This window comes from Bifidobacterium sp. LH_558 (assembly GCF_056356295.1).
The window spans coordinates 408,600-431,493 of sequence record NZ_JBKETZ010000001.1 but is presented as its reverse complement, the minus strand read 5'-3'; the positions used below and the strand labels follow the sequence as shown (position 1 = coordinate 431,493).

General features: G+C 62.4%; 17 protein-coding genes and 1 pseudogene. 16 read left to right on the top strand and 2 right to left on the bottom strand.

What is annotated here, in order from left to right; all coding sequences use genetic code 11:
• Positions 1–45: 45 nt before the first annotated feature.
• A complete protein-coding gene (locus AC1AV0_RS01895) occupies positions 46–1,071 on the top strand; it encodes a threonine aldolase family protein (RefSeq protein ID WP_476570789.1) in 1,026 nt (341 codons plus the stop codon).
• Positions 1,072–1,192: 121 nt separating this feature from the next.
• Here AC1AV0_RS01895 and AC1AV0_RS01890 read toward each other — a convergent pair whose 3' ends face one another.
• The gene (locus AC1AV0_RS01890) at positions 1,193–2,359 is read right to left on the bottom strand and encodes a glycosyltransferase (protein WP_476570788.1); all 1,167 of its coding nucleotides are present in this window, start codon (positions 2,357–2,359) and stop codon (positions 1,193–1,195) included.
• 819 nt (positions 2,360–3,178) lie between these two features.
• Here AC1AV0_RS01890 and rpsL point away from each other — a divergent pair.
• The 15 genes and pseudogenes from rpsL to gmk all read left to right on the top strand — a co-directional run bounded on the left by rpsL (position 3,179) and on the right by gmk (position 20,579).
• On the top strand, positions 3,179–3,550 hold the full coding sequence (rpsL, locus tag AC1AV0_RS01885; RefSeq protein ID WP_003813881.1) for a 30S ribosomal protein S12: 372 nt from the start codon (positions 3,179–3,181) through the stop codon (positions 3,548–3,550).
• Between the two features lie 5 nt (positions 3,551–3,555).
• Positions 3,556–4,026, top strand: coding sequence for a 30S ribosomal protein S7 (gene rpsG / locus AC1AV0_RS01880; RefSeq protein WP_172143806.1), 471 nt, complete (start codon positions 3,556–3,558; stop codon positions 4,024–4,026).
• A gap of 30 nt (positions 4,027–4,056) precedes the next feature.
• Entirely contained in the window at positions 4,057–6,183 is a 2,127-nt protein-coding gene (fusA, locus tag AC1AV0_RS01875; RefSeq protein ID WP_476570787.1) for an elongation factor G, read from the top strand.
• A 134-nt stretch (positions 6,184–6,317) separates the two neighbouring features.
• Complete coding sequence (gene tuf, locus AC1AV0_RS01870) at positions 6,318–7,517, top strand: elongation factor Tu (RefSeq protein ID WP_476570786.1); 1,200 nt, start codon at positions 6,318–6,320, stop codon at positions 7,515–7,517.
• A gap of 227 nt (positions 7,518–7,744) precedes the next feature.
• Positions 7,745–8,347, top strand: coding sequence for an RNA polymerase sigma factor (locus AC1AV0_RS01865; protein ID WP_476570785.1), 603 nt, complete (start codon positions 7,745–7,747; stop codon positions 8,345–8,347).
• Positions 8,331–9,335 (top strand): hypothetical protein, encoded by a 1,005-nt coding sequence (locus tag AC1AV0_RS01860; RefSeq protein ID WP_476570784.1) that lies wholly within the window; start codon positions 8,331–8,333, stop codon positions 9,333–9,335. Before AC1AV0_RS01865 ends, AC1AV0_RS01860 begins: the two co-directional genes overlap by 17 nt.
• Positions 9,335–10,195 carry an ABC transporter ATP-binding protein gene (locus AC1AV0_RS01855; RefSeq protein WP_476570783.1) on the top strand — a complete coding sequence of 287 codons (861 nt, stop codon included), beginning with the start codon at positions 9,335–9,337 and terminating at the stop codon, positions 10,193–10,195. Before AC1AV0_RS01860 ends, AC1AV0_RS01855 begins: the two co-directional genes overlap by 1 nt.
• Before the next feature lie 30 nt (positions 10,196–10,225).
• On the top strand, positions 10,226–11,638 hold the full coding sequence (locus tag AC1AV0_RS01850) for a hypothetical protein (RefSeq protein WP_476570782.1): 1,413 nt from the start codon (positions 10,226–10,228) through the stop codon (positions 11,636–11,638).
• On the top strand, positions 11,635–12,879 hold the full coding sequence (locus tag AC1AV0_RS01845; RefSeq protein WP_476570781.1) for a hypothetical protein: 1,245 nt from the start codon (positions 11,635–11,637) through the stop codon (positions 12,877–12,879). The genes AC1AV0_RS01850 and AC1AV0_RS01845 overlap by 4 nt, the downstream gene beginning before the upstream one ends.
• A 107-nt stretch (positions 12,880–12,986) precedes the next feature.
• Positions 12,987–13,553, top strand: coding sequence for an elongation factor P (efp, locus tag AC1AV0_RS01840; RefSeq protein WP_476570780.1), 567 nt, complete (start codon positions 12,987–12,989; stop codon positions 13,551–13,553).
• Between the two features lie 81 nt (positions 13,554–13,634).
• The gene (gene nusB, locus AC1AV0_RS01835; RefSeq protein WP_476570779.1) at positions 13,635–14,189 is read left to right on the top strand and encodes a transcription antitermination factor NusB; all 555 of its coding nucleotides are present in this window, start codon (positions 13,635–13,637) and stop codon (positions 14,187–14,189) included.
• Positions 14,190–14,302: 113 nt separating this feature from the next.
• Positions 14,303–15,499: a glutamine-hydrolyzing carbamoyl-phosphate synthase small subunit gene (gene carA / locus AC1AV0_RS01830; RefSeq protein WP_476570778.1), complete on the top strand. Its 1,197-nt coding sequence runs from the start codon at positions 14,303–14,305 to the stop codon at positions 15,497–15,499.
• Position 15,500: 1 nt separating this feature from the next.
• Positions 15,501–18,884 (top strand): carbamoyl-phosphate synthase large subunit, encoded by a 3,384-nt coding sequence (gene carB, locus AC1AV0_RS01825; RefSeq protein WP_476570777.1) that lies wholly within the window; start codon positions 15,501–15,503, stop codon positions 18,882–18,884.
• Between the two features lies 1 nt (position 18,885).
• Positions 18,886–19,797, top strand: a pseudogene (pyrF, locus tag AC1AV0_RS01820) (orotidine-5'-phosphate decarboxylase); the annotation flags it as partial.
• Between the two features lie 161 nt (positions 19,798–19,958).
• Complete coding sequence (gmk, locus tag AC1AV0_RS01815; protein WP_476570940.1) at positions 19,959–20,579, top strand: guanylate kinase; 621 nt, start codon at positions 19,959–19,961, stop codon at positions 20,577–20,579.
• Positions 20,580–20,858: 279 nt separating this feature from the next.
• Here gmk and ilvD read toward each other — a convergent pair whose 3' ends face one another.
• Entirely contained in the window at positions 20,859–22,718 is a 1,860-nt protein-coding gene (gene ilvD / locus AC1AV0_RS01810; protein ID WP_476570776.1) for a dihydroxy-acid dehydratase, read from the bottom strand.
• Positions 22,719–22,894: the final 176 nt, after the last annotated feature.

The following is a 22,894-nucleotide window of genomic DNA, read 5'->3' as shown; positions in this document are numbered from 1 at the left end:
GCGAAATCCGGGCGAAAAAATGTATGAAACGGAAAGGCTTTGCTGATGCTGGCTTTTGAGAACGACTACTCCCGTGCGGCGCATCCCGCAATCCTCGAAGCGTTGGAACGCACCTCGGAGAACCTCTACTCCGGCTACGGTTCGGACGAGATCTGCGCGTCCGCCAAAGAGAAGATCAAGGCCGCGTGCGGCAGCCCCGACGCGGACGTGTGGTTCCTGGTCGGCGGCACGCAGGCCAACCAAGTCGCCATCGATACGATCACCCCGGCTTGGGCGGGCGTGGTGGCAGTCGAATCCGGCCATCCGAACGTGCATGAGGCCGGCGCGATCGAATACGCCGGACACAAGGTACTCACCCTGCCGCATCACAACGGCCTGATGGACGCGCATGAACTCGACGACTACTGCGCCACGTTCTACGCGGACGCCAACCACGAGCATATGGTGTTCCCCGGCTGCGTCTACATCTCCTTGCCCACCGAATACGGCACGATGTACACCAAGGCCGAGTTGGAGGCGCTCGCCGCCGTGGCCCACAAATACGATATGCCGCTGTTCGTGGACGGCGCGCGCCTGGGCTATGGCCTGACCTCCACCGGCTGCGACATCACCCTGCCCGATCTGGCCGCCATCGCCGATGTGTTCTACATCGGCGGCACGAAAGTGGGCGCGATGTTCGGCGAGGCCGTGGTGTTCACGCGCGGCAACACGCCCAAGCATTTCCTCACCTCGATCAAGCAGCATGGCGCGCTGTTGGCCAAAGGCTGGCTGCTGGGATTGCAGTTCGACACGCTGTTCACCGACGATCTGTATCTCAAAATTGCCCGCAACGCCAACGCCGCGGCGGACCGCATTCGCGCCGCGCTGCGTGAGAAGGGCTACATGCTCACCTTCGACGCACCGACGAACCAGATTTTCATCACCCTCGACCGACCGACCATCGAACGTTTGGAGCGCGACGTGCGGCTTGGGTTCATGGAGAAGGCCGACGACACGCATACGGTGATGCGCATCTGCACCAGCTGGTCCACAACCGACGAGCAGGTCGACCAGCTGATCGCGCTGCTCTAATCCGTCATTCGCGCATATTGGGCGTTGGTCGGCCGATCAGGCGCGCAACTACGTAATCGCGCCGTGCGTGGAGGCGCCGGTTCCGACGTGTCGCACGGTATGCCGGACCGTTGCCGTTCCGTTATTTGACGGCGTCGGCGATCGCTTCGCGCTCCATGGCCACGAAGCGGCGCACGGAGGACTCCACCGAATAATGCGATTCGGTGTGTTCCGCGTACCGCGCGCCCCACGCCGCCAATTCCTCGGGATGATCGAACCACCAGTCGATGCGCCGGGCCAGCATCGCCGCGTTGCGCACGGGGAACAATGATTCGTCCAGCAACGCGAACTGGCTGGCCGCGCTGAGTTCGGAGGCGGCGATCACCGGCACCAGCCCGCAGGCCATGGCTTCGATCACGCTCACCGATTCGATGTCGGCGATGGAGCAGTGCACGAACAGATTGCAGGAACGCAGCAGCGCCGGCATGTCGGCGTTCTTGTGGAAGCCGATATGCGCTTTGCGTGCCAGCATCAGGTCGGCGCGGAATTGCAGGTAGCGTCGCAGCGGCCCGGTGCCGGCGATGATGAGTTGGATGTCGCTGGCGTATCGGCTCATGGACACCGCTTTGATCAGGGTGATCTGGTCTTTCTCGTGGGCCAGCCGCCCCGAGGCGACGATGGTGAGCGGCTTGCGCACGGCCTCCTGCGCGTTAAGCGGCTTGCGTGCCGAGAATCGCGGCGAATATCCGTTGGAGATCACATGCATTGTGCCGCGGTATCCGTGGGAGCGCAGCAGACTCGCGGTCATCTCGGTGGGAGTGTGGATGTGGTCGATGCGCCGATATAACCACAGATGGAACAGCCGGTAGAGCAGGTTCTGCATGCCGGGGATATGGCGCAACGGGCCGGCCGAATACAGGACGTTCTCGGGTTGCAGATGGAATCCGGCGGTGACGGGAATGCCCATGTCGCGTGCGATTTTGGCGGCGCGGCGGCCGAATTTGAAGGGCATATAGATATGGACGACGTCCACGCCGGCGAACGCGGTGCGGAACAGGGTGTCGCTCGGTTCGGCGAACTGCATCTGCTGTTTGGCCGCCACCCAGGAGACCAGCGGCACTTTGTTCACTCGGGCCGGATATTCCGGCGCGCCGACGCCGACCAGCCGCACATGATGCCCCTGCCGTTCCAATTCCGAGGCCCATTGCAACGCCGAATTCGAGGTGCCATTGCCTTGGTTGCCGATTGAATCGACCACCAAGGCGATGGTCAGCGGACGTTCGTCATATTCCGACTCGTTGCAAAGCATTGCTCCATACTACGCCCTGAGATCCTTCGACTGCGGCTCCGCCTCCGCTCAGGATGACCTGAGAGGGGAGCGGATTCCATTTGGGAGGGGTGCAGTTGAAGGACTGTTTTTCTTACTGCGGATTGGCGTTTCGCGTGATTGCGAGCTATACTGAGAGTGCTGGAAGCGGCAAAGGTAGTACGGCAAAGAGGCCGGGCCGCAGCGGATATACAAGACGAACAAGAGCAACAGATAACACAGAATAGCGGATGTGGCGAAAAGGAAATCTCCCTCCTTCCCGATAGCGGTGGCCCCGGGTGACATAGTCTCCCCGGGGCCACTTGCTGCGTGCCTTCACTTCCGATTTGTAGGCCCAAATCGGGTGGGCAAATAGGGCGATAACGAGTTTGGTGTGTCGGATTCGCCTGACAAGGCCGATTGCGCACACCAAACTTGAGAATCAATCGTTTTACATGAGCAAGGCTCGAAGGCCCGACACACCAAACTCCCATCCTGGTTTGAATCGGTATCGTTGTGGTCGGTGGATTCAGGCTGATTGGGGCGGCTCGGCGAGCCGTTGTCTGACTTGCGTGTATTATGGGCATTTGTGTGTGCCAGCGGCATGCCTTATGTGACAGGCGTGCGCGTTGGGATATCCCGCCCGTCCGGCGAGAACCACGCAGTAATGCGGCGGTTGGAGGACGGCGGGCCATCGGGCCGGTGGGCAGTGGCTATCTTTTCCGATTCGGACCTTAAAGGGTCTCGGAGGTAAGGGGAAGTGTGGCTGCGGTGCGGCGGCCTCACGAAGCCAAGAGAAACCACTGAATCGGAGAATTCAAGTTGCCTACGATTGAACAGCTCGTCCGTAAGGGACGTCAGGCCAAGCCGAAGAAGTCGAAGACTTTGGCCCTGAAGGGCAGCCCGCTGCGCCGCGGCGTGTGCACCCGTGTGTATACCACCACCCCGAAGAAGCCGAACTCGGCTCTGCGTAAGGTCGCCCGTGTGCGCCTGAGCTCGGGCATCGAAGTCACCGCCTACATCCCGGGCGAGGGCCACAACCTGCAGGAGCACTCCATCGTGCTCGTGCGCGGCGGCCGTGTCAAGGATCTGCCGGGCGTGCGCTACCACATCGTGCGTGGCGCGCTTGATACCCAGGGCGTCAAGGACCGCAAGCAGGGTCGTTCCCTGTACGGAGCAAAGAAGGCGAAGTAAGAGATATGTCACGTAAAGGACCCGCTAAGAAGCACCAGCTGCTGCCCGATCCGATCTACGGCTCGACCGTGGTGGCCCAGCTCATCAACAAGATTCTGCTCGACGGCAAGAAGTCGATCGCCGAGGACATCGTCTACTCCGCGCTCGATATGGTCAAGGAAAAGACCGAGCAGGAGCCCGTGGCCGTGCTCAAGCGCGCGCTGGACAACATCCGTCCGTCCCTCGAGGTGCGTTCCCGCCGCGTCGGTGGCGCCACCTACCAGGTGCCGGTCGAGGTGAAGCCCGCCCGTGCCAACACGCTGTCGCTGCGCTGGCTGACCGACTTCTCCCGCGCCCGTCGCGAGAAGACCATGGCCGAGCGTCTCGCCAACGAGATCCTCGACGCCTCCAACGGCCTCGGCGCTTCCGTGAAGCGTCGCGAGGACACCCACAAGATGGCCGAGGCCAACAAGGCCTTCGCCCATTACCGCTGGTAATCACTCGAACCACAAGCTTAAGGAAAAACAATGGCTGAAGAGGTGCTTTCGGACCTTAACCACGTCCGCAACATCGGCATCATGGCGCACATCGATGCCGGTAAGACCACCACCACCGAGCGCATCCTGTTCTACACCGGTAAGAACTACAAGATCGGCGAGACCCACGACGGCGCCTCGACGATGGACTTCATGGAGCAGGAGCAGGAGCGCGGCATCACCATCCAGTCCGCCGCCACCACCTGCTTCTGGAGCCGCCAGTCCCACGACACCAAGGACAAGTTCCAGATCAACATCATCGACACCCCCGGCCACGTGGACTTCACGGCCGAGGTGGAGCGCTCCCTGCGCGTGCTCGATGGCGCCGTTGCCGTGTTCGACGGCAAGGAAGGCGTGGAGCCCCAGTCCGAAACCGTGTGGCGTCAGGCCGACAAGTACGGCGTTCCGCGTATCTGCTTCATCAACAAGATGGATAAGCTGGGCGCGAACTTCTACTACTCCGTCGACACCATCAAGGACAAGCTGGGCGCCACCCCGCTGGTCATGCAGCTGCCGATCGGCTCCGAGAACGAGTTCACCGGCGTGGTCGACCTGGTCGAGATGCAGGCCTACGTGTGGAACGGTCTCGAGGAGCTCGGTGCCAAGTACGACACCACCGAGATTCCGGACGACCTCAAGGACAAGGCTCAGGAATACCACGAGCAGCTGGTCGAGGCCGCCGCTGAGGCGAACGACGACCTGATGAACAAGTTCTTCGAGGACGGCGACCTGTCCAAGGAAGACATCCGCGCCGGCGTTCGCGAGCTGACCATCAACAAGGAAGCCTTCCCGGTCTTCTGCGGCTCCGCGTTCAAGGACAAGGGCGTGCAGCCCATGCTCGACGGCGTGATCGACTACCTGCCGAGCCCCGAGGACGTGCCCGCCATCCAGGGCTACGATCCGAAGGACGAAACCGTTGAGATCGACCGCAAGCCGGTCAAGTCCGATCCGTTCTCGGCTCTGGTCTTCAAGATCTCGACCCACCCGTTCTACGGCAAGCTCGTGTTCGTGCGCGTCTACTCCGGCGCCGTCAAGCAGGGCGATTCCGTGCTCGACTCCACCCGCTCCAAGAAGGAGCGCGTCGGCAAGATCTTCCAGATGCACGCCGACAAGGAGAACCCGGTGGACGAGGCTTCGGCCGGCAACATCTACACCTTCGTGGGCCTGAAGAACGTCACCACGGGCGACACCCTGTGCGCCCTCGACGCTCCGATCACCCTCGACTCCATGACCTTCCCGGATCCCGTGATCCAGGTGGCCGTCGAGCCGAAGACCAAGGCCGACCAGGAGAAGATGGGCATCGCCCTCGCCAAGCTCTCCGAAGAGGATCCGACCTTCCAGGTCTCCACCGACGAAGAGTCCGGACAGACGCTGATCGCCGGCATGGGCGAGCTCCAGCTCGACATCATCGTCGACCGTATGCGCCGCGAGTTCAAGGTTGAGTGCAACCAGGGCAAGCCGCAGGTCGCCTACCGCGAGACGATCCGCAAGGCCGTCATGGATCAGGGCTACACGCACAAGAAGCAGACCGGTGGTTCCGGCCAGTTCGCGAAGGTCCTGATGAACTTCGAGCCGCTCGACACCACCGAGGGCAAGACCTTCGAGTTCGAGAACGCCGTCACCGGCGGCCACATCTCCAACGAGTTCATCGGCCCGATCGAGGCCGGTGTCAAGGAAGCCATGGAATCCGGCATCCTCGCCGGCTTCCCGGTCGTGGGCGTCAAGGCCACCGTCACCGACGGCCAGATGCACCCGGTCGATTCCTCGGAAATGGCCTTCAAGCTCGCTGGCTCCATGTGCTTCAAGGAGGCCGCTCCCAAGGCGAAGCCGGTCATCCTCGAGCCCATCATGGCCGTCGAAGTGCGTACGCCCGAAGACTACATGGGCGAGGTCATCGGCGATCTGAACCAGCGCCGCGGCAACATCACCAAGATGTCTGACGCGACCGGTGTGAAGGTCATCGACGCCAAGGTGCCGCTGTCCGAGATGTTCGGCTACATCGGCGACCTGCGCTCCAAGACCCAGGGCCGCGCCATGTTCACCATGCAGATGGATTCCTACGACGAGGTGCCCAAGAGCGTCTCCGAGGAAATCATCAAGTCGCAGCGCGGCGAGTGACACGCGTAGCCGCATTGGTGGCGTCAGTCCCCAGTCAGCGGTAATATGTTGTACCGCTGACTGGGTTCTGGCACCAATGTGGCACGAAACCCAGAAACCCAGTAACCCTACGAAACGTCCAGGAGGACAAAGTAATGGCAAAGGAAAAGTACGAGCGTACTAAGCCGCACGTTAACATCGGCACCATCGGCCACGTCGATCACGGTAAGACCACCCTGACCGCGGCCATCTCCAAGGTGCTGCACGAAGAGTACCCGGATGTCAACCCGGCCTACGACTTCAACCAGATTGATGCCGCTCCGGAAGAGCAGCAGCGTGGTATCACCATCAACATCGCCCACATCGAGTACCAGACCGCTGAGCGTCACTACGCTCACGTGGACTGCCCGGGCCACGCCGACTTCGTGAAGAACATGATCACCGGCGCCGCTCAGATGGATGGCGCCATCCTCGTTGTGGCCGCCACCGACGGCCCGATGGCCCAGACCCGCGAGCACGTGCTGCTCGCCCGCCAGGTGGGCGTGCCGCGCATCCTCGTCGCCCTGAACAAGTGCGACATGGTTGAGGATGAGGAGCTCATCGAGCTCGTCGAAGAAGAGGTCCGCGACCTCCTCGACGAGAACGGCTTCGACCGTGACTGCCCGGTGATCCACACCTCCGCCTACGGCGCTCTGCACGACGATGCGGACGACCACGACAAGTGGGTTGAGACCGTCAAGGACCTCATGAAGGCCGTCGACGAGTACATCCCGACCCCGACCCACGATCTGGACAAGCCGTTCCTGATGCCGATCGAGGACGTCTTCACCATCTCCGGCCGTGGCACCGTGGTGACCGGCCGTGTGGAGCGAGGCCAGCTGGCCGTCAACTCCCCGGTCGAGATCGTCGGTATCCGCGAGACCCAGAGCACCACCGTGACCTCCATCGAGACGTTCCACAAGACCATGGACGCCTGCGAGGCCGGCGACAACACCGGTCTGCTGCTCCGCGGCATCAACCGTACCGATGTTGAGCGTGGTCAGGTTCTGGCTCTGCCGGGCTCCGTCACCCCGCACACCAAGTTCGAGGGCGAAGTCTACGTGCTGACCAAGGACGAGGGCGGCCGTCACTCGCCGTTCTTCTCCAACTACCGTCCGCAGTTCTACTTCCGTACCACCGACGTGACCGGCGTCATCGAGCTGCCGGAAGGCGTCGAGATGGTGCAGCCGGGCGACCACGCCACCTTCACCGTTGAGCTGATCCAGCCCATCGCTATGGAGGAAGGCCTGACCTTCGCTGTGCGCGAGGGTGGCCACACCGTCGGCTCCGGCCGTGTCACCAAGATCCTCGGCTGATTTTCATCACCGGATCTGACACGCGCTAGAACGTAGCGTTCACGAGACCCCAGTCCTTTCGGGCTGGGGTCTCGTCGTATTCAGCCATATCCCCGCACGATGGGGTGCCGAACCGATGGTCGGATGCGGAACATGCCGGGAAATAATTTTGATGGTGCTGCAACGAATCGCATGGCTCGTGCGTATATATCAGTACAGGAAAGCAACTGGAAGAACGGGCTGAGGCGATGACAAGCGAACGCAGGCAAGAACGCGAGATCAGGCGTCTGATTGACGCCATCGTGGTCAGGCGTTCGCATCGTGCCGCCGACAAGCTGGTGCGCACCTACTATTCCATGGTCTACCGCAGCGTGTTCATCCATGTCACATCCCTCGAAGAAGCGGAGAACCTGACTCAGGAGACGTCCATCGCCGCATTGCGCGCGCTGGAATCATACGATGCGAGCAAAGGCGCGTTCGCCACATGGCTGTTGCGCATCGCCTCCAACAAAGTGATCGATTCCCACCGACGAACCAGACCTGTCGTTTCGCTGGAATCGTCATCGACCGTAACAGACGACAATCACAGCGGCTCGAAGGCCGAACTGCCGGACGCGCGTGCCGATCCATACACCGCAACCATGAACATCGACCTGTTGCACCGCATCGAACGGTTCATCACATTGGAAGACGAACAGTCGCAGACAATCTATCGCATGCGGATATACGGGCAGTGCCCATTCCAAGACATCGCTGCGGCATTGGACATGCCCGAACCCGCCGTGAAAGCGCGGTACTACCGACTGATCGCCAAGTTGAGAAAGGAGTTCGGCAATGAACGGGAGCCATAATCACAGCGTCGATGCAAGCGATTCGTATGTCGTGCCGGACAGTCGAATGGTTGAGGATCCCGCGATTCCTCACTCGTCGCTTCAGTTTGAAGAGCTGCTGGTGAACGCATACGAGACGGTCGGCGGGACGCATGTTCCCATGCGGATCGATGCGCAGGACGTGAACGCCATAGTGGAGCGTGCGTTGCCTCAGCACGTGCGATTACGCGATCTTATCGCCGACACCGCGCGCATGCTCAGCGTACGGAACCTGTTTTTCGGTGTTGGGGATTGCGTGTTCCTCGCGGTGATGTGCGGTGGCATGGTGTGGGGTCTGCTCGCCATGACGTTCCTATCGCAGACTGGCTCGGAGTTTGCCAGCGTCACGACGGGCATAACGGCCGGCGCTCCGGATGGTGGTTTAGCCGTTGATGCCATCGTCTCGGGAACCGCATCCGATTGGCGGGTGCAGGCCTTGTTCGTTCCCACCTTCGTTTTTTCCCCACTCATCTACGAATTCGTCCACTTGCTGATCTCGTTCAAGGAGCGTTCGTTGCGCACCGCCCAGGTGTTGCGCGCCTGCCGGTGGTCGTTCCGCCGTATCGCGGCGATGCGCATGTTGGTGTTTGGTGGAATTTCGATGGTGATGTCGACCGTGTTCTCCGTAACCGTCGCTTGGATGTCATCGTTGCGGTTCGACCTGCTGACGCTGCTGGGACTGTCGTTCGCCGCATTGTTCCTGTTCGCGTTGGGGCAGCTGCTCGTGGATATGCATCTGAGATGGCCCATTTCGGTCATACTGATGCCGGCGCTCTGGGTGGTGTTGAGCATCGGCATGGTTTGGCACCACACATTGGTCGAACCATGGCTTGCCAGCCTGCCTCCGGCTCTTACCGTGGGACTCGCCTTTTTCTCCGCCATCGCCTTCTTCGCCGCTCTACGACGATACTGCGCCATGCGCCCCACTGAATTCAGAACTTTCGCATACGGCACGGAAAGGAGCCGATAATGCTTACGTTGCACCATGTGTCCAAACATCTTGGCGGACGCACCATTCTGCATGACATTGATCTCGAACTCACCCAAGGGGTGATAGGTCTGCTCGCGCCGAACGGCGCCGGAAAAACCACACTGCTGAACATGATCGCCACACTGCTCTATCCGACCAGCGGCTCGATCCAATGGAACGGCGAGGATATCGTAGCCATGGATGACCTGTATCGAGGCTTGTTGGGGTATCTGCCGCAACATTTCGGATATTATCCGAACTACTCTCCACGTCGGTTCCTCAAATACATCGCCACCTTGCAATCGGTCAGACCGTCCCGCGTCGACGGCCGCGTCGACGAACTGCTACGGCTGGTGGGGCTCGCCGACGTGGCGGATAAGAGAATGCGCACATTCTCAGGCGGCATGATCCAACGCGTCGGCATCGCCCAGGCGCTGATCCACGATCCGGACCTCGTCATCCTGGACGAACCGACCGCCGGGCTTGACCCCAAGGAACGCGTGCGGTTCCGCAACATCATCCACGAACTGGCGGCTGACCGTACGGTGATCCTCTCCACACACATCGTGTCCGACCTCTCCACCATCGCCGGGCGCATCGTCATGCTCAAAGACGGCACGGTGCACACCAACAGCACACCAGAGACACTGATCTCCACATTGCATGAGCATGTTTTCGAAATGCCCGCCGCTATGCCGTTGTTGCCCGGCCAACGGCTGCTGTCGGAAGTGCAATACGGAACGGAGACCCGGCAGCGCGTCTGGTCGCCGACGCCCGTCACGGATGCCGCAGGCGTAGGGCGCGTGATGATGGTCCAGCCGAATCTCGAGGACGTGTTCCTCGTCACCTACGGCGAATGACAAGTCGCCTCACGAATAAGGAGGGAAACAATGATGTTCGCCATATTCCGCGCCCAATTGCGCAATGTGTTCCGTCTGCCGGCTCTACTCGCGGCACTGGTGTTCCTAGCGCTGTGGTCGGGGCTGATGTTGGGCGGAGTGCCCGCCAGTCTCAATGCGACCTCGACCTTCCATTCGCTCGGAGCCAATGATCCGGGTGACCAATACGCCGCCCATCTGGCTAGGCGTTATGGCGCACGGCTCACGCCTTCCACGCGCGAACGACTGAATGATGAACTGGAATCGGAGAAACGGCATTTCGCCGACGACTTGGCCGAACTGCCCGCGGCCGTGGAAGCGGGCGTCACAGATTGGGAATCCTACCAGGCCTATCTGAACCAAGCGCAGCGCAGCGAGGAAGGCATGGCAGTCTCCGGCTACGACGACGAAGGTGGGGATGTATATCAAGATCCGGTGCTGCAAGCCATCAATGTGGGTGCGTACTCGTCGCGCGTGAGGGTGGAGTATCTTACCCAGCTGGTCGATCCGTTGACTATGTATACGGGCGGTGACGTTGGCACGAGCGATGCGGAGGCGGTTGAAGCGGCGAAAACCGACGCGTTGTCCACATTGCTCATGACTCGCGAGCAGCCGCTGATCGGTAGGCAATCCAGCGGTTCCGTCACGTGGGATGAACAGGATTCGTCCGAGGATGGGAACGCGACGATATCTGCGTCGCTTCCTCCAACGATGGTGGAGCGGGTGGATGCCTTGTTCGCCCAGCTCGATACCGAAGACTGCCAATTCGGGTATCTGCCCGCGCAGGCCCGCAACGCTGCCGTCAATACGGTTGTCGCCCTGCTGGTCGGTCTGCCCATTGCCACTATGATTGTGGTCGTTCCGGTTCGCACGCGGGACCGGCGATATGGGATTGTCGCTCTGCAGTTCGCTTCGCGTGTGGGACGTGGCATCGTCTGGCCTCAGATATTGGCCCTGTTCGCTGCTGCGTTGCTGGTTTCGTTAGTCGCCGGCTTGATTGTGCTGTTGCCTATGCTGTGGGTGTTCCGGGATTTTCTCGCGTTTCCGATGCTGGATGTCACGAGTGTGTTCAACGCCGGGAACATGCTGTGGTTCGATGTGGATCTTGCGCAGTTTCTGGTGCTGGGCTGCCTGTTGGCGACGCTGTTCGCCTCGGCCTGCGCCATGCTGTCGGCATGGCTGGTGCGGTTCGTTGACTCATTGATTCCCATGCTGCTGCGTGTGGTGCCGTTCACGGCGGTGTGCGTACTGGCCGGAATGATCGGCATGGGCATCGATGTGTTCCAGTTGGACGCGCTGTTGAACCGCTGGATACCGATGCCCGGTTGCGAGTATCTGGTCTGCGCCGCCATTCTCATCGTCACACTGGCATTGTGGTGCGTCACCGGCATACGTTCCCGCACCCGCGAGCTGGTGGCGCGATGAAGCGGATGCGGCGCGGGCGTAAACCGGTTATGCGCCGGCTGTTGGCGGCGGAATGGCGCAAATTAGTCGGCGTGCGCGTGCTGTGGGGATTGCTTGGACTGTGCATGCTCGCGAACGTCGCGCTTGTCGCGGTGTATGCCGAATCGGCGGCTCCCACGATTCGAGCGGCCAGTGAGACGACGCACGTCATCGGAACAACCGTCGACGATGATGCCAAACAACGGTTCTCGGCTTGGTATGCGACGCGTGAATCCAATGGAGAAGACACCGCTGAGGAACGCGCGTTGGCGGCTCTGGCATCCGCGGTCGAATCCGTTCGCGACCCGTTCACGGGCTATGACGCGCAAGCCGTCGCGCGACGGTATGCGGCCGCGGCTGGCGATACTATCGACCGGGAATCCTCACGCAGCGGCCTTACCGAACTGATATATGGCAAATATGATCTGGTCGAAACCCAATCGGTCCGACTGTCGGATGCCCAGGCCGGACTGAGCCTGTACGCAGGCGCGGAAACGCCATCCATACATGGCGGGTTGTGCGTCACGATCATCGGGGGAGTGACCTGGGAAGCGATCATAGCCGCCGTGCTTGCCATGGCGCTGCTGCTTGGTATGGAGCATGCCACCGGTGCCGAACCGGTGGTGATGGCGTCTCTTGCGGGGCGGCGACGGGTGTTCGCTGCGAAATTGATCGTAGGGTTGACGATTGGTGTGGTGGGGTTCATCGCTCTTATGGCATCGGCGCTGGTGCCGTACGCGATGCTCACCGGCGTAACGGGTCTGTGGGCTGCGAATGTGGCGAGCGGTTTCAACACGATGACGACCGAACTCGCCGACCTCCAGCCGTTTCTGACCTGGGCTGATCTCACCGTCGGCCAGTACGTGGCCCTGTCGGTGGCGATGTCGTGTGCCGCCATAGTATCGTTCGCGCTGCTTGCCGGCATCTGCGGTGTATGCTGCCGCAATTCCTATGCCGCCGTCGGATTGGTCGCAGGTTTGTCGTTGACAATGGCTGCTGTGTTGACCATCTGCGCCGACAACGGATGGTGGGTCGCATACCATCTGCTCAGCCTGAACCCCATGTATGCGCTCGACACCCGAGCGCGATGGTTCACGGATATGGGATTGAAGGAGCTCGTGCCTTGGCAGGAGACCATCGTCATGACGCTGTCCCTGCTATATCTGGCCGTGGCGTTGACCGTCGCACTGAGATGGGTCGTCACACGCCGAGACCTGAGTTGAATTGGGTCAGTCGGACGGAGACGATGAATTCTAGGGGATATGGCATAATTGGCAAGGCATTTTTGCAAGGTCGGCCCTATGTGGCCAGAACGATTAAGGTGACTCAAGTGGCACAGACTACCAATGACATCAAGAACGGTTCCGTCCTGAACCTCGACGGCCAGCTGTGGGCCGTCACCAAGTTCCAGCACGTCAAGCCGGGCAAGGGCCCCGCTTTCGTGCGCACCACCATCAAGAACGTGCTCTCGGGCAAGATCGTCGACAAGACCTTCAACGCGGGCATGAAGATCGACTTCGAGACCGTGGACAACCGCACGCTGCAGTACTCCTACGAGGACGGCGACAACTTCGTGTTCATGGATATGACCACCTACGACCAGGTGATGGTTCCCAAGACCCTCGTGGGCGATCAGGCCAAGTTCCTGCTCGAAGGCACCGACTGCATCGTGTCCTTCAACAACGACGTGCCGCTGTCCGTCGAACTGCCGGGCTCCGTGGTGCTGACCATCACCCACACCGAGCCGGGCCTGCAGGGCAACCGCTCCAACGCCGGCACCAAGCCCGCCACCGTCGAGACCGGCGCCGAGATTCAGGTGCCGCTGTTCATCAACGAGGGCGACCGCGTCAAGGTGAACACCTCCGACGGCTCCTACACCGGCCGCGAAAACGGCTGATCGCCGATCACCTGATCTTCTCAGGCGCATCGCGCGCCGCGAACCAGACGCACGAACGACTACACAAGGAGAAGGCCATACATGGCACGTTCCACCGCTCGCAAAAGGGCTCTGAACACGCTGTATGAGGCGGACGAGAAGTCGCAGAGCTTCACGTCGCTGCTTGAGGAGCGCATCAAGGAGCCCGGCGCGCAGACGCCGCTTCCCGAATACGCCATCGAGATCGTGCGCGGCGTCGCCGAGCACGGCCGCGAGATCGACTCCATGCTGGACGAGCATTCCACCGGCTGGAAGGTGCGTCGTATGGCGGTTGTGGACCGCAACATCCTGCGCATCGCCGTGTGGGAGATCCTCTTCAACGAGGAGGTTCCCGACAAGGTGGCCATCGATGAGGCCCTGTCGTTGGCGAAAACGCTGAGCGACGACGATTCGCCGGCCTTCATCCACGGATTGCTGTCCGCCGTGTGCTACGCCAAGGATCATCCCGTGGCCGAGTCCGCTTCTCAGGACGCGGACGATACGCCCGATGCATCCGGTGCGTCTGATCCGGATGCGCCGTCCGTTTCGGATGAGCCGACGGATTCGTCCGCATCCGCAGATCCGGTGTCCGAACCGTCCGACGAGACGGTCGACTGATTGTTTTCATAAACGCCTCCCCTCAACACGGGAGGCGTTCTTTTGAGCGGTCGCAGCGTCTGCGCCGGCCGCTAATCTTGGTACGAATACCCGAACTTGACAAGGGGGCTTTGGTGAGCCAGAACGCGAATTATTCGCAGGATGATGCAGTTCTTGTGTTGGAGGATGGGCAGGTCTACGTCGGCGAGCCGTATGGCGCGCAAGGCAGGACCACCGGTGAGATCGTGTTCGCGACCGGCATGACCGGTTATCAGGAGACGTTGACCGATCCCAGCTATGACCGCCAGATCGTCGTGCAGACCTTCCCGCATATCGGTGATACCGGCATCAACCAGGAGGATCCCGAATCCTCCCGCATCTGGGTGGCCGGTTATGTGGTGCGCGACCCCAGCCCGAACGTGAGCAACTGGCGCGCCACCGGCAGCCTTGACGACGATCTCGTCGCGCAGGGCATCGTCGGCATCAGCCATATCGACACCCGCAAACTCGTGCGCCACCTGCGTTCGGCGGGCGTGATGCGCGCCGGCATCTACTCTGGAGAGGCGCTGCTCGACGAATCCGGCGCGCTCAAAACCATCGACGCGCTGCTCGCCGATGTGAAGACCACCCCGCAGATGCAGGGGCTGAGCCTGTACGACGAGGTCAGCACCAAGGAGACCTACACCATCGAACCGGCCGGCGAATTCGAAGGCCAGGAGCCGCTGTTCACCGTCGCCGCCGTGGATCTGGGCATCAAGGCGATGACCCCGCAGCGTATGGCCGAGCGCGGCTGCCGCGTGCATGTCGTGCCGTCCACCGTCACCTTCGACGAAATCGAGGAGCTGCATCCCGACGGCGTGTTCTTCTCCAACGGCCCCGGCGACCCCGAACAGGCCGACCCGGAGGTGGAGCTGCTGCGTCGCGTGCTCGACGCGGGCTACCCCTTCTTCGGCATCTGCTTCGGCAACCAGCTGCTCGGCCGCGCGCTCGGCTTCGGCACCTACAAGCTCAAGTTCGGCCATCGCGGCATCAACCAGCCCGTCAAGGACGTGACCACCGGCAAGGTCGAGGTCACCGCGCACAACCACGGCTTCGCCGTCGACGCCCCGATCGGCGACCCGGTGCCCGCCCCGCACGAGCACGGCAAATACGGCAAGGTGTTCGTCAGCCACATTGATCTGAACGACGACGTGGTCGAGGGCCTGCAGTGCGTGGACATTCCCGCGTTCTCCGTGCAGTACCATCCGGAGGCCGCCGCCGGCCCGCATGATGCCGCCTATCTGTTCGACCGTTTCGTTGATCTTATGAAGAGCAACAAGGAAGGTAAGTGATATGCCGAAGCGCACCGACATCAAATCCGTGATGGTCATCGGTTCCGGTCCGATCGTCATCGGACAGGCCGCCGAGTTCGACTATTCGGGAACCCAGGCATGCCGAGTGTTGCGCGAGGAAGGCATTCGCGTGATCCTCGTCAACTCCAACCCGGCCACCATCATGACCGATCCGGAGATGGCCGACGCCACCTACATCGAGCCGATCGCCACGCCGATCCTCGAGCAGATCATCGCCAAGGAACGCCCCGACGCGCTGCTGCCCACGCTGGGCGGCCAGACCGCGCTCAACGCCGCCATGGCGCTGGGTGAGGCCGGCGTGCTCAAGAAGTACGGCGTCGAACTGATCGGCGCCTCGCTGGAGGCCATCGACCGCGGCGAGGACCGCGAGCTGTTCAAGAAGGTCGTGGATGAGGCCGGCGCCGAATCCGCCCGCTCCTTCATCGCGCACTCGCTCGAGGAATGCGACCGCATCGCCGACGAGCTCGGCTATCCGCTGGTCGTGCGTCCGAGCTTCACCATGGGCGGCCTCGGCTCCGGCATCGCCCACGACGAGGAGGAGCTGCACCGCATCGCCGGCGCGGGCATCCACTATTCGCCCACCGACGAGGTGCTGATCGAAGAGGGCATCGAAGGCTGGAAGGAATTCGAGCTCGAGCTGATGCGCGACCGCAACGACAACGTCGTGGTCGTCTGCCCGATCGAGAACGTCGACCCCGTCGGCGTGCACACCGGCGATTCGATCACCGTGGCCCCCTGCTTCACCCTGACCGACCGCGAATACCAGAAGCTGCGCGACATCGGCATCGCCATCATCCGCGGCGTGGGCGTGGACACCGGCGGCTGCAACATCCAGTTCGCCATCCACCCGGACACCGGCCGCATCATCGTCATCGAGATGAACCCGCGCGTGAGCCGTTCCTCCGCGCTGGCGTCCAAGGCCACCGGCTTCCCGATTGCGAAGATCGCCACCAAGCTGGCCCTCGGCTACACGCTCGACGAGATCCGCAACGACATCACCCAGTCCACCCCGGCCTCCTTCGAGCCGACCATCGACTACGTGGTCACCAAGGTGCCGCGTTTCGCCTTCGAGAAGTTCCCCGGCGCCGACCCCACCCTGACCACCTCCATGAAGTCCGTGGGCGAGGCCATGGCTCTGGCCGGCAACTTCCAGGAATCGCTCGGCAAGGCCATGCGCTCCATCGACAAGCGCCACATGGGCTTCAACTGGGACGGAGAGAAGCCCGCCCAGGCCGAGGTCGACGCCCTGCTTGAGGCGATCAAGGTGCCGAACGAGAACCGCTATCTCGACCTGATGCGCGCCATCTGGGGCGGCGCCACCATCGAGCAGCTGTTCGCCGTGACCAAGATCGACCCGTGGTTCCTGAAGCAGCTCACGCTGATCAACGATATGGCGCTCGCCGTGCGCGCGTCCGAAACCCTGGACGCCCGCCTGCTGAAGAAGGCCAAGCTCGCCGGCCTGTCCGATCTGCAGATCGCGCATCTGCGCGGCCTGGGCGACGAGGGCGAGAACACCGTGCGCGAGCTGCGTTGGAACTACGGTCTGCGTCCCGTGTACAAGACGGTCGACACCTGCGCCGCCGAGTTCGACGCGGCCACGCCGTACTACTACTCCTGCTACGCGGACGAGACCGAGCTCAAGCAGCGCGACCGCGAGGCCGTGATCATCCTCGGCTCCGGTCCGAACCGCATCGGCCAGGGCATCGAGTTCGACTACACCTGCGTGCATGCGGTGCAGGAGCTCGGCAAGGACTATGACACAATCATGGTCAACTGCAACCCCGAGACCGTCTCCACCGATTACGACATCTCCGACCGCCTCTACTTCGAGCCGCTCACCTTCGAGGATGTGCTCGAGATCTACGAGGCCGAGAAGAAGATGGGCCCCGTCAAGGGCGTGATCGTGCAGCTCGGCGGCCAGACCCCGCTGTCGCTCGCCGCGCGTCTGAAGGCCGCGGGCGTGCCGATCCTCGGCACCACTCCGGAGGCCATCGATCTGGCCGAGAACCGCGAGCTGTTCGGCGAGGTGCTCAAGAAGGCAAAGATGAACGCGCCGCGCTACGGCACCGCGCTCAGCCTTGAGGAGGCGCAGACCGCCGCCCACAACATCGGATATCCGGTGCTGGTACGCCCCAGCTACGTGCTCGGCGGCCGCGGCATGGAAATCGTCTACGACGACGCCCAGCTGGAGAAGTATGTCGAGCGCGCGCTCAACGAGGCACAGGCCGACACGGTCGTCTCCGGACGCCTGCCCTCGCCGCTGCTCATCGACAAGTTCCTGCAGGACGCCATCGAAATCGACGTGGACGCGCTGTTCGACGGCGAGGAGCTGTACATCGGCGGCATCATGGAGCATGTCGAGGAGGCCGGCGTGCACTCCGGCGACGCGGCCTGCACCCTGCCGCCCTCCACACTGTCCGACGACCAGATCCGCCGCCTGCGCGAAGGCACCTACGCCATCGCCAAGGGCTGCAACGTGCAGGGCCTGATCAACGTGCAGTACGCCTTCATGGCCAACACCCTGTATGTGATTGAAGCCAACCCGCGCGCCTCGCGCACCGTGCCGTTCGCATCCAAGGCCACCGGCGTGGCGCTGGCCAAGGCCGCCGCGCGCATCATGGCGGGGGAGACCATCGCCGACCAGCGCGCCAATGGACTGCTGTTGCCCAAGGGTGACGGCGGTGTGATGCACCGCGGCCAGCAGGTGGCCGTCAAGGAGTCCGTGCTGCCGTTCAAGCGTTTCCGCACGCCTGTGGGCAAGACGGTCGACGTGCTGCTCGGACCCGAGATGCGCTCCACCGGTGAGGTGATGGGCTTCGACCGCGACTTCCCGCACGCCTTCGCCAAGAGCCAGCTGGCCGCCTACGACGGAGGTCTGCCGACCAGCGGCAACGTGTTCATCTCCGTGAACGACACCGACAAGCGCCAGCTGCCGTTGGTGGCCGTGCGTCTGATCGAGCTCGGCTTCACGCTGTGGGCCACGGAGGGTACCGCTTCGGTGCTCAGCCGCTACGGCATCGAGTCGAACGTCGTCGACAAGATCACCACGCGCATCGACACCGATCCCGAAGCGCCGGTGAAGGTGGAACGCGCCGAAGGCTCCATCGGCAAGAACGTGGTCGAGCTGATCGAGGACGGCAAGATTGATATGATCATCAACACGCCCAACTCGCGCGGCTCCCGTTCCGACGGTTACGCCATCCGCGCGGCCGCCATCGCCTCGGACCTGCCGCAGTTCACGACCTTCACCGAATTCCAGGCGGCGTTGCTTGCCATCGAGGCTGTGAAGCATAATGATTACCAGATCATGAGCATTCAGGATCACTCGAAGCAGCTGTTCGCGTTGGAAAAGCAGGGAGACTGACATGACCACGGCACCCACCAGTGAGGAGATCCAGGCGTTGCGCTCCGATTTCGGATTGCGCCTGAGCAATTCCATGGCCAAATACGGGCCGCTATGCGTCGGCATCGACCCGCATAGGAAGCTTCTCACTGACTGGGGCTACAACGTCGACGCCGACGGCGCGGAAATGTTCGCGATGCGTATGCTGCAGGCCGCGAACGGCCGCGCCGCCGCCGTCAAATTCCAGATGCCCATGTTCGAGCGGTACGGCGCCAAGGGTTTCGCCGCGCTCGAGCGTGTGCTGTACGCGGCCCGGCAGATGGGCATGATCACCATCGTGGACTGCCTGCACGGCGGCCTGTCCACCACCATCTCCGCCATCGCCGACGCCTACTTCAAGCCGGGCGCGCCGTTGCTGGCCGACGCGATCACCCTGCTGCCGTATTACGGCGCGCGTTCGTTGGCCAATCTGATCGACGACGCGCTCGACAACGGACGCGGCGTGTTCATCGCCTCCCTGACCTCGAACGAGGAGGGGCGAAGCCTGCAAAGCGCGATTCGCCAGCGTGGCGAATATAACGGCAAAACCGTGGCCTTCGGCATCGCCAGCACCGCGCAGAAGCATAACGTCGGCATCGAAGGCATGGGTTCGGTCGGCCTGATCGTGGGCGCGACCATCGGCAAGTGGATTAAGGAGACCGGCATCGACCCGGCGAAATTCACCGGCCCCATCCTCTCTCCCGGATTCGGCTGGCAGGGTGCCGAAGCCGAGGATCTGAAAACCGTGTTCAAAGGCACCCGCGGCAATGTGCTGGTCACCGTCTCGCGTTCGATCGCCTCGCAGGGACCCGACATCGCCGACCTCGCCGCCGCCACCGAATCGATCGCGCTCGACGTGCGGCAGGCGTTGATGGAGGCCATGGACGGCGATGAAGAGGATAAGCATGATAAGCGTGGCGAGCGCGATAACAATGGCGCTTCCCGTGTGATGCCCGTCGCCACCAGCCGGTCCGCGGTTCGGCCGTAGCGCCAGCTGAGCGGCTCAATTCCGCCCTTCCCAAGGAGATTGTCATCGTGCACAGCGATCTGCAGAATATCCAAGCCTCCCATAGCGATGCCGCCGGCTCTCGTGGCGCTGGCGGCCGTCTGATCGTGCTGTCCGGACCCACCGCGGTGGGCAAGGGCACTGTTGAGGCGAAGTTGCGCGAGGAGCATCCCGAGATCTGGATGTCGGTGTCCGCGACCACCCGCGATCCTCGCCCCGGCGAGGTGGACGGCGTGAACTACCACTTCATGACCGAGGCGGAATTCGTCGCCAAAGAGAAGGCAGGGGAGTTCCTGGAAACCGCCTTGGTGCATGGTATGGCGCATTACGGTACGCCGCTGGGGCCTGTCGAGGAGCATCTGGCCTCCGGAGTGCCCACGATTCTGGAGATCGACTTGCAGGGCGCGCGTCGAGTGCGCGAGCGTGCCGCCGAGCTTGGATTGGATGTGGTGACCGTGTTCATCGCACCGCCGAGTTTCGAGGAACTCAAGCGTCGCTTGATCGGACGCGGCACCGAAACGCCGGAACAGCAGGCCAAGCGTTTGGAAACCGCCAAGGTGGAGCTTGCCGCCGAACCGGAATTCGACATCGTCATCGTCAACGAAACGGTCGATAAGGCCGCCGCCGACCTCTGGAACGTCATCGCCGACGAATACGGCATCGCGCGATAGTGCGGTGGTGCGTGTAATCACTGTAGTGCGGTGGTGCGTGTAATCACTGTAGTGCGGTGGTGCGTGTAGTCACGGCAGTGCGACAATGCGGTAGTTGGCTGAATGCTCTTCTTCGCTACCTCAGCGTGGATGAAATGGCAGTAGGTGACGTTCCTGCCACGCTAAGCATGGCCTCAGTGTGGATGGATTGATGGTAGGTGACGGGGCATCCACGACAAAAGCCCCGCATGTGCGGGGCTTGCTGTTTGAAGGGGAGGAGAGACGAAGCTCTCCGGTTGGTTATGCGAGACCCGAGAGCTTGTTGATCAGTTCGGGATCGCGGGTGGCGCCTTTATCGGCGGAGCGGGCGAAGGCCGCGTAGGCCTTAAGCGCCTGGCTCACCTGACGGTCGCGGTGGGCGCGGTAGCCGTCGCCGGCCTCCAGTTCGGCGCGACGCTGGGTGAGCTCCTCATCACTCACTTCCACATTCACCGTGCGGTTCGGAATGTCGATGTTGATGATGTCGCCGTTGCGCACGAGCGCGATCGGTCCCTTGTTCGCGGCTTCGGGGGCGATGTGTCCGATGGACAGGCCGGAGGATCCGCCGGAATAGCGGCCGTCGGTGAGCAATGCCACTTCTTTGCCGATGCCCTTGCCCTTGACGAAGGAGGTCGGGTACAGCATCTCCTGCATGCCCGGGCCGCCCTTGGGTCCCTCATAGCGGATGATCAGCGCCATGCCGGGCTTCAGGGTGTCGTTGAGGATGACCTCGATGGCCTGCTCCTGCGATTCGACGACCAGCGCGGGGCCACGGAACGTCCAGATCTCCTTGGGCACGCCGGCGGTTTTCACCACGCAGCCGTCGGGAGCGAGGTTGCCGCGCAGCACGGCCAGACCGCCTTCGGTGACGGCCGGATGGTCGATGTCGTGGATGGCGCCGTTTTCGCGGTCGTGGTCCAGTTCGTCGAACAGGGTCTCATGCGTCCACGGGTCGGGGGAGACGATATGGCCCGGCGCGGCGCGGTACAGGTCCTTGGCCTTGTCGGTGCAGGTGTCGCGCATGATGTCCCAGTCGGCGAGCTTCGCCTCCAGAGTCGGATAGTCGATTGAGCTGACGTTGCGGTGCAGCTTGCCTGCACGGTCGAGCTCGCCCATGATGCCGGTGATGCCACCGGCGCGATGCACGTCGGAGATCTCCCACTGGCCGGAAGGGGAGGCCTTGCAGATACAGGGAACGGTGTGCGAGATGCGTTCGATGTCGTCGAGCGTGAAGTCCACGTCGGCGGACTGCGCCATCGCGAGGATATGCAGCACGGTGTTGGACGAGCCGCCCATGGCCACATCCATGGTCATCGCGTTCTCGAACGCCTCCTTGGTGGCGATGGAGCGCGGCAGCACCGACTCGTCGTCCTCGTGGTAGTAGCGGTTGGCGATGTCGACCACCTGCTTGGCGGCGTCCTCGAACAGACGCTTGCGGTAGGCGTGCGAGGCGAGGATGGTGCCGTTGCCGGGCAGAGCCAGACCGATCGCCTCGGTCAGGCAGTTCATCGAATTCGCGGTGAACATGCCGGCGCAGGAGCCGCAGGTCGGGCACACGCTCTTCTCGTAGGCGAGCAGATCCTCGTCGGAGATGGAGTCGTCGGCGGTGGCGTACATCACGTCGATCAGATCGGTGTTCTTCTTGACCGTGCCGTCGGAGAGCACCGTGGTGCCGGCCTCCATCGGGCCACCGGAGACGAACACGGTGGGGATGTTCAGACGCAGCGCGGCCATAAGCATGCCCGGCACGACCTTGTCGCAGTTCGGGATGCAGATAAGCGCGTCGGCGCAGTGCGCGTTCACCTGGTATTCCACGGTGTCGGCGATGATGTCGCGGCTGGGCAGCGAGTAGAGCATGCCGGTGTGGCCCATGGCGATGCCGTCGTCCACGGCCATGGTGTTGAACTCGCGCGGGATGCCGCCGGCGGCCTTGACGGCCTCGGCGACCAGACGGCCCACCTTGTTCAGATGCACATGTCCGGGGAGGAATTCGTCAAAGGAGTTGGCGATGGCGATGATCGGCTTGCCGAAGTCCTTGCCGTCGACGCCGGCGGCGCGATAGAGGGAGCGGGCGCCCGCGAATACGCGGCCATTCATGATTTTTGCAGATCGCATTTCCATACCCTCTATTCAATCGCTCCAGCGGGACACGAACCCTCCCCGCGATTCGTGCGGTGGGATGGGGCGTATTGCGCGCCATGTGAGATCCCTCGACTCCGCGCTTCGCGCTCCGCTCGGGATGACGAGAAGGGCGTGCTCCTCTCTGCCATCCCGAGCGAAGTCGAGGGATCTCAAGT

Excerpts from the sequence above, each read along its gene's own strand:
- ilvD (WP_476570776.1), bottom strand. The coding sequence starts at position 22,718 with ATGGAAATGCGATCTGCAAAAATCATGAATGGCCGCGTATTCGCGGGC.
- tuf (WP_476570786.1), top strand. The coding sequence starts at position 6,318 with ATGGCAAAGGAAAAGTACGAGCGTACTAAGCCGCACGTTAACATCGGC.
- rpsG (WP_172143806.1), top strand. The coding sequence starts at position 3,556 with ATGTCACGTAAAGGACCCGCTAAGAAGCACCAGCTGCTGCCCGATCCG.
- AC1AV0_RS01865 (WP_476570785.1), top strand. The coding sequence starts at position 7,745 with ATGACAAGCGAACGCAGGCAAGAACGCGAGATCAGGCGTCTGATTGAC.
- nusB (WP_476570779.1), top strand. The coding sequence starts at position 13,635 with ATGGCACGTTCCACCGCTCGCAAAAGGGCTCTGAACACGCTGTATGAG.
- AC1AV0_RS01855 (WP_476570783.1), top strand. The coding sequence starts at position 9,335 with ATGCTTACGTTGCACCATGTGTCCAAACATCTTGGCGGACGCACCATT.
- AC1AV0_RS01850 (WP_476570782.1), top strand. The coding sequence starts at position 10,226 with ATGATGTTCGCCATATTCCGCGCCCAATTGCGCAATGTGTTCCGTCTG.
- AC1AV0_RS01895 (WP_476570789.1), top strand. The coding sequence starts at position 46 with ATGCTGGCTTTTGAGAACGACTACTCCCGTGCGGCGCATCCCGCAATC.
- AC1AV0_RS01845 (WP_476570781.1), top strand. The coding sequence starts at position 11,635 with ATGAAGCGGATGCGGCGCGGGCGTAAACCGGTTATGCGCCGGCTGTTG.
- AC1AV0_RS01890 (WP_476570788.1), bottom strand. The coding sequence starts at position 2,359 with ATGCTTTGCAACGAGTCGGAATATGACGAACGTCCGCTGACCATCGCC.
- carB (WP_476570777.1), top strand. The coding sequence starts at position 15,501 with ATGCCGAAGCGCACCGACATCAAATCCGTGATGGTCATCGGTTCCGGT.
- fusA (WP_476570787.1), top strand. The coding sequence starts at position 4,057 with ATGGCTGAAGAGGTGCTTTCGGACCTTAACCACGTCCGCAACATCGGC.
- AC1AV0_RS01860 (WP_476570784.1), top strand. The coding sequence starts at position 8,331 with ATGAACGGGAGCCATAATCACAGCGTCGATGCAAGCGATTCGTATGTC.